This is a genomic window from Corynebacterium incognita (genome assembly GCF_014217255.1).
Taxonomy (GTDB): Bacteria; Actinomycetota; Actinomycetes; order Mycobacteriales; family Mycobacteriaceae; genus Corynebacterium; species Corynebacterium incognitum.
Map to the genome: position 1 here is coordinate 1016802 of NZ_CP059404.1, position 10836 is coordinate 1027637.

At 57.1% G+C, this 10836-nt stretch carries 16 protein-coding genes and 1 pseudogene; 2 read left to right on the top strand and 15 right to left on the bottom strand.

Features of this window, described 5'->3' with window-relative positions; all coding sequences use genetic code 11:
• Positions 1 to 8 precede the first annotated feature (8 nt).
• The 14 genes and pseudogenes from H0194_RS04715 to H0194_RS04780 all read right to left on the bottom strand — a co-directional run bounded on the left by H0194_RS04715 (position 9) and on the right by H0194_RS04780 (position 8710).
• On the bottom strand, positions 9 to 431 hold the full coding sequence (locus tag H0194_RS04715; RefSeq protein WP_185176656.1) for a hypothetical protein: 423 nt from the start codon (positions 429 to 431) through the stop codon (positions 9 to 11).
• Entirely contained in the window at positions 424 to 654 is a 231-nt protein-coding gene (locus H0194_RS04720) for a hypothetical protein (protein WP_185176657.1), read from the bottom strand. Before H0194_RS04720 ends, H0194_RS04715 begins: the two co-directional genes overlap by 8 nt.
• Positions 655 to 1284: 630 nt before the next feature.
• A pseudogene (locus tag H0194_RS11160) lies at positions 1285 to 2244 on the bottom strand (DNA cytosine methyltransferase).
• The gene (ssb, locus tag H0194_RS04730; protein ID WP_185176658.1) at positions 2244 to 2735 is read right to left on the bottom strand and encodes a single-stranded DNA-binding protein; all 492 of its coding nucleotides are present in this window, start codon (positions 2733 to 2735) and stop codon (positions 2244 to 2246) included. Before ssb ends, H0194_RS11160 begins: the two are co-directional and overlap by 1 nt.
• An 18-nt stretch (positions 2736 to 2753) precedes the next feature.
• On the bottom strand, positions 2754 to 3029 hold the full coding sequence (locus H0194_RS04735; RefSeq protein WP_185176659.1) for a hypothetical protein: 276 nt from the start codon (positions 3027 to 3029) through the stop codon (positions 2754 to 2756).
• Between the two features lie 109 nt (positions 3030 to 3138).
• Positions 3139 to 3429, bottom strand: a complete 291-nt coding sequence (locus tag H0194_RS04740) for a hypothetical protein (RefSeq protein ID WP_185176660.1) — start codon at positions 3427 to 3429, stop codon at positions 3139 to 3141.
• A gap of 144 nt (positions 3430 to 3573) precedes the next feature.
• Positions 3574 to 4035 (bottom strand): hypothetical protein, encoded by a 462-nt coding sequence (locus H0194_RS04745; protein WP_185176661.1) that lies wholly within the window; start codon positions 4033 to 4035, stop codon positions 3574 to 3576.
• A 91-nt stretch (positions 4036 to 4126) separates the two neighbouring features.
• Positions 4127 to 4957, bottom strand: coding sequence for a hypothetical protein (locus tag H0194_RS04750; RefSeq protein ID WP_185176662.1), 831 nt, complete (start codon positions 4955 to 4957; stop codon positions 4127 to 4129).
• 3 nt (positions 4958 to 4960) lie between these two features.
• Positions 4961 to 5194, bottom strand: a complete 234-nt coding sequence (locus tag H0194_RS04755; protein WP_185176663.1) for a hypothetical protein — start codon at positions 5192 to 5194, stop codon at positions 4961 to 4963.
• Positions 5195 to 5332: 138 nt separating this feature from the next.
• Positions 5333 to 5662 carry a hypothetical protein gene (locus tag H0194_RS04760; protein WP_185176664.1) on the bottom strand — a complete coding sequence of 110 codons (330 nt, stop codon included), beginning with the start codon at positions 5660 to 5662 and terminating at the stop codon, positions 5333 to 5335.
• Between the two features lie 9 nt (positions 5663 to 5671).
• Complete coding sequence (locus H0194_RS04765; protein WP_185176665.1) at positions 5672 to 6487, bottom strand: hypothetical protein; 816 nt, start codon at positions 6485 to 6487, stop codon at positions 5672 to 5674.
• Between the two features lie 99 nt (positions 6488 to 6586).
• Positions 6587 to 7399: a recombination protein RecT gene (gene recT, locus H0194_RS04770; protein ID WP_185176666.1), complete on the bottom strand. Its 813-nt coding sequence runs from the start codon at positions 7397 to 7399 to the stop codon at positions 6587 to 6589.
• A gap of 2 nt (positions 7400 to 7401) precedes the next feature.
• Positions 7402 to 8400: a YqaJ viral recombinase family nuclease gene (locus H0194_RS04775; protein WP_185176667.1), complete on the bottom strand. Its 999-nt coding sequence runs from the start codon at positions 8398 to 8400 to the stop codon at positions 7402 to 7404.
• 85 nt (positions 8401 to 8485) lie between these two features.
• Positions 8486 to 8710 carry a MerR family transcriptional regulator gene (locus tag H0194_RS04780; protein WP_185176668.1) on the bottom strand — a complete coding sequence of 75 codons (225 nt, stop codon included), beginning with the start codon at positions 8708 to 8710 and terminating at the stop codon, positions 8486 to 8488.
• Between the two features lie 190 nt (positions 8711 to 8900).
• Here H0194_RS04780 and H0194_RS04785 point away from each other — a divergent pair, with 190 nt between their 5' ends.
• The gene (locus H0194_RS04785; RefSeq protein WP_185176669.1) at positions 8901 to 9308 is read left to right on the top strand and encodes a helix-turn-helix domain-containing protein; all 408 of its coding nucleotides are present in this window, start codon (positions 8901 to 8903) and stop codon (positions 9306 to 9308) included.
• Positions 9289 to 9528 carry a hypothetical protein gene (locus tag H0194_RS04790; RefSeq protein ID WP_185176670.1) on the top strand — a complete coding sequence of 80 codons (240 nt, stop codon included), beginning with the start codon at positions 9289 to 9291 and terminating at the stop codon, positions 9526 to 9528. Before H0194_RS04785 ends, H0194_RS04790 begins: the two co-directional genes overlap by 20 nt.
• Here the strand turns inward: H0194_RS04790 and H0194_RS04795 are convergent.
• Positions 9525 to 10715 carry a tyrosine-type recombinase/integrase gene (locus H0194_RS04795; RefSeq protein ID WP_185176671.1) on the bottom strand — a complete coding sequence of 397 codons (1191 nt, stop codon included), beginning with the start codon at positions 10713 to 10715 and terminating at the stop codon, positions 9525 to 9527. The two genes, H0194_RS04790 and H0194_RS04795, sit on opposite strands and share 4 nt — an antisense overlap.
• Positions 10716 to 10836: the final 121 nt, after the last annotated feature.

Here is a 10836-nt window from a genome sequence, read left to right on the forward strand (position 1 = left end):
GGTCATGGTTATTCTCCCCTTCCCCATCGCACGACCTGCCACGGACCACGGGCGGTCATACCTTTGCTGTCGAGTTCGACGAGGTCAGAGCGCCACCCGCCGTAAAGTTTTTCTCGTGGAGCACGGCCTGCTGTGGTTACGAATGTGCCTTCTGGTGCGTCCTCGAAGTCTTGCTCGGTGACTAGCTCCACCGGGTCAAATGTCAGCTCGTGGTAGTCCAAATCCTCGGTGAAAGTCTCCCCGCCGCTCACTAAAGCAACCGGCACCAAGCCGTTGCTTTGGAGCGAGTCGTGGACGCACATAACCCGCCCGAGCACAGGGTGAGTGGCCCACCGCCCCAACAGCCCCGTCGGCCCGGGTAGTAGTTTCTTGATTGCCTCAATATCCCCAGCCTCAATCAGAGCGCGAGGCACTTCAACAGTTTCAGTCATTGGTGTTCTCCTTGTAGTGCTCGGCGAGTAGCGCCAATGCGAGGGGCCTTAATTCGTTTGGGGCGACGTCCACAGAGGGGAACGCCCTGGTGGCTTGGATGATGCCGCCGTGATACAGTCGGTGCCGCTCAGTCGGCCGGTAAGTGGAACGCGGCAGGGTAACAGTGACGGTGCGGGCCTGCTTATCCGCGTAGGCGATGGCCTCAGCATGGGTCTTGCGCACACTCCGCGGGTTCCCTAACGCGTCGTACACAAACCACGCACGGCCCTTGTACGGGGGCTTAAAGCTCTCGCGCCGGACTCTCCACCGGGTCATCGCAGCGCCTCCCAGTCGCAGGACAACCCGCCAGATATATACTTGTTTATCCCGCCCTGCTCTAAGCCCTTGTTTTCGCACCCGGTGAGGGACAACGCCAGGGCCACAACAGCGACGGTAGAGCGCTTAGTCATTGGTGCCCGTTTCAGTGTTGAGGTGGGCTTGGAGTTCGGCGACGGTGATGGGGTTAGTGAGGTTGTGGGTGTGGTGCTTGGCGTTGGGGTTGTTGGTGAACATGGTGGGTTCCTTTCGGTGGTTGGGGGTTGGTGTGGGGTGGCAGCCCCACGTTCGGTACACAACAAATGTTACCTCAAGGTGTTATGTTATGCAACTTTATCATGTTGCCCCACGTAGCGGGCGTAAAGGTAGCCGTTACGCACCACTCCCTCGAATCCTGGCCCCCACTCACCACGCCTTAAGCGGTTGGCGTAAACATTCCGGGTACGCTTCGACAAGCGCTTTTGGTCTGGCCATGCGAGCCATGCTTCATCGGCGGGCACCCGTTCCGCTACCTCGATAAGGCGGTGTAGGAAGTGCTCATACTTGTAATGCGGTCGCGGTTCGGGTTCGGGTAGTTTGCTCATTTCTTTCTCCTAGTAGTTGTTTCAAGGCGGCTGCGCCTTGTTGAGGGCACACGCCGTTGCCAATGGCTTTCAGTTGCTGGGCGCGGGTCAATCCAATCTCCGGGGAGGTCACCCACCCGGCAGGCAGACCCATCATCCATTCCACAAATTCCGGGTTGGTCGCGGCGCGGTGTTCCGGGAAGCGTGGATGCACGCTGGGCTGCGCATGGTCCGCGATGAGCGGTGGCGGTGTGCGCCCGGTAGTGAGCGCCCAGCTGAGGATCGCTGGGCCGTAGTCCCCGAATTGCAGGGTTAGCTCATGGTCGATGTCGGCGGCGTGACTAAGCCCGGCCAGAAAGTCGTGCAGGTCGTTATCCCAGGTGATTGCCTGCGCCTGTCGGTTGGGCTGTCGAGGCGTTTGTGGTCGCTGGCCTGCGGGGTAGGCAAGAATGAATAGGCGTTCCCGGTGGTGCGGTGCCCCAATGTCGGATGCTCGTAGAGTTGACCATCGTGCATCCCACCCGATTTCGGCAAGGTCACGGAGAACGGTGTCAAGCCCAAGGCTAACGTGGCCTGGGACGTTCTCAAAGACCTCGAATCGGGGTCGAAGTACGCGAATGGCGTCGAGGACATGCGGCCAGAGGTGACGGTCATCGGTGATTCCTTTCCTTAGCCCGGCGATGCTGAACGGCTGACACGGCTACGGATAGCCAGCGGTGATCACATCAACGCGGCTATCGGCATCACCCCTTAGCGCGGACCAGTCCACTCGGGTTACGTCGCCGTAGTTGGGGGTGTCTGGGTAGTGGTGCGCGAGAATCTTTGATGGTGCGGTGTCGTATTCGACGAACCAGGCGGGCTGGGCGCCCGGGAATACGAGTTGCACCGCGCTGTCGAGCCCGCCGTAGCCGCTGAATAATGAGCCGATTTTCATTAGAACGGTGGCTCTCCACTGCTCCCGAATCCGCCTGGGGTGGTTGGTTGCTCCCAGTTGTTCGCGGCGGGCTGATTCATGGTTTGCTGCACATTGTTTTGCGCTTGTTGCATGCCCTGGGCCGGCGTGTTGGTGCGTGGCATACGATAGAACTTGGTGGCCAGGAACTTGATTTTGGTGCGCTTGTCGCCGTCCCTGGTATCCCACGAATGCGTGAACAATTTACCCGTCACGGCCACCTGATCGCCCTGCTGCAATTCGGCTGAAAGCTCAGCCCACGGGGTAGGGTTCTGCTTCCGGTCACTGGTCTCATTCCAGATGGTTACATCAAGGTAGAGGGCGCGGGTTTTCTCCCACTGCTTAGTTTGCTCGTTGTACCGGTTATCGGACTGGGCGATACTGAATTCGGCGACACCTGCACCCTGTGGGGTGAATCGCAGTTCGGGGTCGCGGGTCAATCCGCCGGTAATGGTGATGATTTCAATAGCCATAAAAACGGGGTCTTTCTCCTAGTCGATTGGGTGATGATTAGTGATGATGGTGCGGGCAATATCCGGGACACTGGCCGGGTCAAGATGATGGAGAATCGCCACGGGTTCACCATTGGTGGTGATCCGGGCAAACATGCCACTGCATCCGCAACCCATCGACACCCACACACTGAACAAACAGTTGTTGACATCCAAATATGCGGTGGCTGCATAGGTGCCGAAGATTTCCTCCACCACCGCCGTCACATCCAGGGCGGTGGCGGCACGCTCCACCAGGAAAGCGTTAGTACCCATACACATCCCCCACGGTGATTTCGGTATAAGCGGGAAAATCCGCCGAGTAGAAACACACCGCGAGGAACAAACCGACGAGGCAGTACACCACGAATTCTTTGAAACTCATTTAGGCCACATCCACATCAAGTTCAAGGTTTGCCAGGCGCGGATCTAGGTGGCGGAACGTGTCAATCGCGGATTCCATGGTGGTTTCTTCGTAGGTCATCATGAGGTCGTAGCGGATGCTCCCATCTTCGAGTACGTCCCAGTCGTTGACTACATCTTCGACGAACAGGTTGGTGGTGTCAGCGTCAGCCGGGAGGATGATGGCTGCACGCACTTCCCAGTCTTGGATGGGGTTGTCGATGTTGTCGATGCGGTCTTGGTAGCGGTTTTCGAGGTAGGTTGCGTAGCTCATGTTGTGCTCCTTTTCCTGCTTGGTTGGGGTGTTCGGGGTGGCAGCCCCGCTGACTGTTTCAATGTTACATGACTTAACACCATAGCGCAACATTTGTTGTGTGGTGTTGTGTCTTGCTGGTGGTGTTGTGTCTTGCTGGTGGTGTTATGGCTGGTGGGGGTACATGTATGCAAGTAGTTCTGGGTTTTGTAGGCCTGCGAGGTGTGGGTGTTGGTTGTGGATTGTGGTGAGTTGGTTTCGGATGTGGTTGTGGAGTTTTTGGGATGCGAGTAGTCGGAGGTCGCGGGCGATGCTGACTCCGAGGTTGACTTGTCGGAGGTATACGAGGTCGGTGTAGTAGGTGGTGATGAGGGCTTCTTCGGTGTCGGGGTCGATGAGTAGCCAGCCGTGGTTGTGGAGTTCTTGGGCGGCTTGTTGGATGTCTTGGGCGGTGAGGTTGGTGTTGAGTGCTTGGAGTTTGTGGGGGCGGTATTCGATGACGCCGGCCCAGGTGATGGAGGGGTGGGTGTGGGCTAGGAGGTAGAGCCATTGGGCGGTGTGGGTGAGTTGGGTGAAGTTGGGGTCGGTCCAGTGGTGGTAGGCGATTTTTCCGTAGTTGCGTGCCATTTGGGTTTCCTTGGGGGTTTTGGTGGCTTGGTGCCCTGTTTTTGGGCGTTTTTGGGGCTATGTGGGTGTTGTGTGGTGTGACATTTTGGTGTTATGCGGTTTCTTGGTTGTCGGCTGGTTGGTGGTTGCAGCGGTGGGCTACGCCATCCTGGACAGCGAGGCCGTTGGTGTCGCACAGCGAGCAGGCGTTGATGGCTTCGCGGCGTTTGTCTGCGAGTTCGTTGGTGTGTATGGCCTGGTGTGCATCGTCGATGAGTAGCCGTAGCAGGCCGGGGCCTTTGGGCTGTGGGCGGCGCTTGAATTCGTTGATGCCGGTTTGGATGGCGGTGTCGCTTATCCCGGCTTGGCGGGCGCGGGCGATAGCCGCGCCATGTTCGTTGGAGAGTTGGAATTGCTGCGCCTGCGAGTTATCCACAGGCCATAGATCACCGTTAGTTGGCTGGCTAGTAGTACCCATGTAATAGGTCGGGTCGGGTCGGGTCGGGTCGGGGCGCTGTGACAGGTGGTTGTGACTTTCGTGTGAGTCACAGGAACCTGTCACATGTGAGTCACGCGTGACATTTTCGCGTTTCTGCTGCTCTTGGGCTTTTCGTTCGCGTGATTTGCGTTGCCTTTCGGCTGCATCTTCGCGCTCTTTTAGTTTCTGTTCCCTACTGGGTTGGTACTCATTCCAATCATGAAAGCGGTACACTTTCGCACCGTTTTCGTTGCGATCTTCGATCCAAATGCCCGCCAAAACGAGTGATTTTATCTGCGCCGGGGTGCCCTTAAACAGCTTCACCTGTGACGCGGGAATAACCCCATCGGTCAAATGCTTTCCACACCAGGCCCCAGATTTCGCCCACAAACCAATAGCCGCGTTGGGAACGTCAAGGAACTTTGGATGGTCATAGAATGAGTCATCTACTTTGAACCAACTCATTGATTATTCCCCCTCTTCACTGTTGATGGTGGTTGTAAACTCAGCCCACATTTGACGGAATTCCGCATCGTGCGCATGGGTGATGACGTATTCGCAGATGAAAGCCGCGCCGGGGTCTAGGTTGTATTCCCCGGCTGCGTCGTCGCGGTGCATTTCGATGAGCATGTTGAGGGCTTGCTGGACGGTTTCACGGACTCCAACAACGGGGTTGGGGTGATTATTGTTGGCGCTAGTCATCGCTCATCCTTTGTGGGTTGTGATGGGTGTTGATTAGGCCCCGGCGTGGTGTTGGATTCCCACCCGGGGCCGCTTTATCTTTTGACTTTCTGCCACTGGGCGTGTTGTCCAGCTGACAATGGCGTAATTACAAACCGTTTATGCAGCTTGCTGCATGGTTCCTACCCATTGGCGGATAGCTGCGCCGTGACGGGATGGGGTACGCGCTTCCACAAACTTCCCGGTAGGGCGAATCAGTCCGTCTTTGCGGGCGACGCGGAAGAATGAGCCGATCACGTTCGGATGATGTGGTTGTACGTCATGGCCTAGCAGTTCGCGCAGATCGTCGGCGGTGAATGGCTTGCCGGTGTTGGCTAGGCGTGTGAGGGCGTGGTGTGCGGCGACGTGCCAGCCTCGGTGTACGGCGATTTCGTTGTAGTAGGCGACGTCTCGGATGTCGGTGCCGTTGATGTCGATCATGGTTTGCATGGTGTGCTCCTAGGCTGCTTGTCCGGTTTGGTTGGGGTTGTGCGCTGGCAGGCGCTTGTAGTGGTGGGTGATGCGGCTGGCTTCGTTTTCGCTGAGCCATTTCACATCTCCGCATTTGATTGCACGTAGCCGCCCGGTAGGGAGTTTGAGTAGTTCGGCACCGGCTTTAAGGCCGTACGTTTGCGCGATAGTGCGGGCACGCTGTTGGAGCAAAGCGGTGTTTTTACGTTCCCTGGGTAGGCGTTTGGGTTCCTGGTGGTATTCGGTTGGTGTGCAGTCTGGGTTGTCGATGTCATCCCATGCCAGTGGCGGTGCCCATCCTTTGGAACGGTATTTGGGTGCGGGTTCTGTGACTGGCCGCATTTGGTTGGCCTGGTAGTAGTCCCGGATGTTTTGGGCGTGCAACCGGCTGATTCGTGGAAATTCACCGCGTAGCCATTCCCGTATTTGGGAGTCACCTACTTCTATGTTGGTGGCGATTTCTTTTACTGGGATTCCGATCGACACGAGTGCTTGTAGGCGTCGTGTGATGGGCCAGCTTGGGACGAATTTGGGGTGTTTGTTGAGGTTTTGCAGCCGGGTCAGTGTGTTTCTGCGGAGGGTTTTGTTGGTTCCGCTGGTAAATAGGCGGATGGTGTCTGGTTGCAGGCCGGCTGCTTTGGATAGGCCTTGTTCTGTCCAGCCTTGTGCCAGTAGGTGGTTGATGACTTGTTGGCATTCTTCACGGGTGGTGGGTGCGGGCTGGGTGAGTTTGGCGTGTTTTGCGCAGTATCCGCGTCGGCGGGCTTTGTTGGTGCAGCGGGCGCGTTTGCAAGTTGTGTTCACGTGTTTCTGGGTTGGGGGTTAGGGGTGCTGGCAGGCACCGAGGATGGTTTGTTGGTTGTGGGGTGTGGTGTTCGGATGCCCCGCCCCGATTATTGGCCGCTAGGCGGCTTCTACCTCGGCGGTATCGTCCACTACTTCCCCATCAACGTGGTTGGGGTGGTCAATAGCGGATTCGGCCATGTCCAGGCGGATGGATTCGTCCGCTGCAATAGCACGGTCGAATTCAGTATCCGACGGCATCCACTTCGCCAATTGGCGTACGCAGGTTTTGTGGGCCATTGCGTCGAAATTGTCAGCCCACGGGCCAAACACCTTGCCCTCACGGTTCTTCGCCTTTGCGTGGTCGTCGCGGTACTGCATCATTTCGTTCTTGCTCATGACGATGAAGCTGTGGCCGCCGGTAGTGAACTTTGCGACGGCGTAGTAGGCGACGGGGTTTCCCTTCGGCCCGTTCATGCACGGCTTGTGAACGAGTTTGTCATCCAAGCCGTAGTCAACATCGAAGTAGTCGTTTTCGTACACCGTACGAGCGATAAGCGACTGGATTTGCCCGGATCGGTGCGCGAGTTCCACTAAGCCCCGGTATCCGATGACTAGTTGTGCCTGCATCCCGCCTTGCTTGCGGTCAAAGAAAGGCAAAAGGTAGGCCTGGCCAAGAACACCAGGTCGCAACCCCAACTGTGCACAGGTCATGAGTCCACCGAGTACGGATGCGGGGCTGCATTCTGCGAGCTTCGGGGTTTGGCGTAGGCAGGTGAGTGCATCGCGTACGAGTTGCTGAGCCTCCATCCCCTTGGGCATTGCAAGGGAGAATTGGGATTCCATTTGCTGAATTTGGTCTGCGATGGTTGCTGGGCGCTGTTGCGCGGGGGCGGTGTTTGCGGCCATACGAGCTTCAAGGTTTTTTCCCATGATTAGTGTTCCTTTACTGGTTGGATGGATACGGATTGCATCTGCTTGTAGATGTCTGGGTGCTGGGCTTTGAGGGCTTTGGTGTCGATGGTGGGTTCTAGGCGGGTGACTTCCTTGGCGATGTTGGGGTGTTCATGTTCTAGGCGGGTGGTGTTGACCCGTCCGCGTCGTACCTTGGCCCAAATTCGCCGGTCACTGCTTAGGGTTTCGTGGCCATCCATGAGGGATGTGAACTGTGCTTTGAGACGGTTTACGTCTTGTTTGGCTTGCTTTTCCCGTTCGATGGCCTCCAACCATTCGGCGTGGAGGTCTTGGACTTGTTCGGGTGGTACTTCCCTACTGCCTGGCCGGTTGGCCCATTCGCGGGTGAGTGCTTCGAGGGTACGGGCGTGGCCGTCAACATCCGGCGGGGTGTCAGTTTCTACGCAGTGCCAGAACTTTTCTTCCATGTCGAACAGCATTTCCTGAATACGTGGGTTGAGCTCAATTTCGTAGACACGGAAGTCATTGCCTCCGATGAGGGCGGCAACAACGGCGTGGGTTATGCCGGTGACTAGGCCTGCGTGGTGCACCTGGATTTCGGCATGATCTGCGATTTGGCCGTCCCATTTGCGGGCCTGTTGGCCGTGTGCGGTCTTGAATTCGCAGATACGCTCGTCGGCGGTGATGCCATCGAGGTTGGCGCGCAGCCACGGATGTTCGAGGTTGTAGTATCCAACTTCCGGCTTGGTGATTGGCATGCCTAGGTAGTCGGCGGTGGCCTCAAGAATGACGGGTTCTAGGCGGTTGCCCCATTCACGTAGGCGTTCCAGTGATTCGGATACTGGTGGGTCAAGCGGTGCACGCCCGGTCTTGACGTGCCACAGGCTGTACGCGGATTCGAATGCGGACATTCCGGCGATGGCGGATGCATCGGATGAGCCGATGCCCTCTTGGCGCTGTTGCAGCCATTCGGCGCGGCTGTTCGTTGCTGGCAATTTGCCAAAGGTGTTATCCTGCATATGTGTTCCTCTTGGTTGGGGGACATCTTGACGGCCCCGGCACGTTTATAGGGATGGCAGTCCCTGTGTTTGTGTGGCCGTCTTTTTATGCGCTGAGCAGTTTTCGTTCGGCCCGATCTGCTTGGTCGGCTAGGTGGTTCATGAATTCGTCTGCGTCAGTGACTGCGATCCGGTAGAGGGGTTTTCCAGGGTTGGTGGAGATGTTGACGGCTGGGAGGTTCCCGGCATTGATATGGCCGCGGATGAAGCCTTTGGATAGGTCGTAGTAGTCGGCCATGGTGGTGACGCTCATGTAGCGTTTTTCGGGCATGGTTCCTGCTTTCGTTGAGTGGTTGGGGGTGCGCACCTAGTGGCGTTGGTGCTACTTGGTGCAACATCTAGAATGTTACATGACACAGCATAGAGATGCAACATTTGTTGCCTAGCGAGTCATGTTTCGGGGGCTAATTACACTGGTGGCACTTCATAGATCAGGCGGGGCGCGGGTAACATTTGCCGCTATGGTGAATGCGATGACTTTGGGCGAATTGGTACTCACGAACCGGAAGCGGCTGGGATTAAGCCAGGCTGAACTTGCCTCGCAGGTTGGGCGGACCCGGCATTGGGTTATCCAGCTTGAAAAGGGTTCCTGGTATGAGGGTAAGGAATTTAAGCTAGATCCAGACATGGCAGTGAAGCTGGCTGCAATTCTTGACGTGGACCCGGTGGAGGTTTTGGAGGCTGCGAAAGTTCCGGCGACTGAATGGCCCGACTTGTCGCACACGCGTTCGAATAGTGCTAAAGTTCAGACCGTAGACATCACCGCATTGTCTCCACAACAAGCTAAACTCATCCGCACACTCGTCGATGAACTCAAGGCAGGAAACACCATTGAACACAATGACAAAGATGCAGGAAAACAACTTTGACCTGCTAGTCATCCCCCAACTATGCCAAACCCTCCCCGGCCCACACCTCACCCCCAACCAAGCCCAACAAGCACAAACAGCCTGGCACGCCTACGGCAACACCGTTCGAACAAACATCGAACAAACATGGACTATCGCCGTAGCCCACCTGCGAGACGGTGAACTCACCATAACCAGCAAGCTCACCATCCCCCACCTCGCAAACGAACAAGCCGCCTAACCCAGGCGCTCCAACGCCTCCCTGGCCGCATCCTGCGACAAGTGCATATACCGGCGTGTAGACAGCACCGTCGAGTGCCCCGCAATCTGCCTAATCACCTCAGCATCCACACCCTCATCGAGTAGGCGGGACACCATCGTGTGCCTAGCGCTATGCAACCTCATCACTCTCACACCGGCACGCTTACACAATTCACGCCACGCCCGGTTATCGTCCGCGTTATCAATAGGTTTCCCAGAATTCTGCCACACCAGACCGGCATCACGGCCACACTCTTTCTGCCACAGTGCCAACGCCGCCGCGACAGACGCAGACAATGGCACCAGCCGCTTCGATGTGGCCGTCTTAGGGCGGGTAAACCATTTGCCACCAAAGCACGGGCGTATCTCCGTGCCAGGCGACACGTCTGGGTGACGCTGTGGGCACCGTTGCGGGGTCACAATGTCCTGACACCCACAGCCCTTTCCATGTGCCCAGGGGATGCGACGAAGCTGCCAGGACACATCTACAACGCGATTTTCGAGGTCTACACGCTCCCACTCCAAGCCCAGGCACTCGGATTGACGCAATCCCATGTTGAGGGCTGTAAGCCACCGGGAATACATCATTGCCCCGTCACCTTTGGCGGTGAGGATAAGCGCATCAACTTCGGCCCTGGTGTAGGCCTCTAGCGGGGCGCTATTGGCCTTGGGGCGGTCGAGTTTGTCGCATGGGTTAGCGGCGATGATGTCCTCGCGCATGGCGTCTTTGAGCGCTTTGGAGAGGGTGTTCTCCACGGCCTGGACGGTGCGTTCGGATGCTCCCCCCTCGCGCATTTTGCTGCGTAGGTACCGGATGTGCTGTGGCGTGATTTGGTCCAGTCGGTTGTCGCCGATGTGGGGGATGTGCTTGCGCCCGTAGCTCCGATAGTTATAGAGGGTGTTGGGGCCTACTCGGTGGTAGGCGATTTCGTCACACCAGTGTGCCCACCATTGGTTGAGTGTTGGGGTGTGGCCTGGCGTGTAGGTGCCGTTTTCGAGTTCGGCGACTTTGGCTTTGACTTTGGCGTCGAGGGCGCGTTTGGTTTTTGCGGTGACGCGGATTCGCCAGCGTTTGCCGTTGGGGCGGTGGCCTAGGTCGAGGGTGCGGCCGTAGAGGTCTTTTTTGGGGTCGTGGGTGATGTTTCCGATTGAGCGGACAATGGGCATGGCAGTGCCTCCTGGTTGGGGTTGTAGGTCGATCCAAAAGTCGATCCACCTAGGTACATCTGCAAGGTGGATGGTTATACTGTGCAACATTTCAGGTTAACCATTGAACTGGTAGTATGTG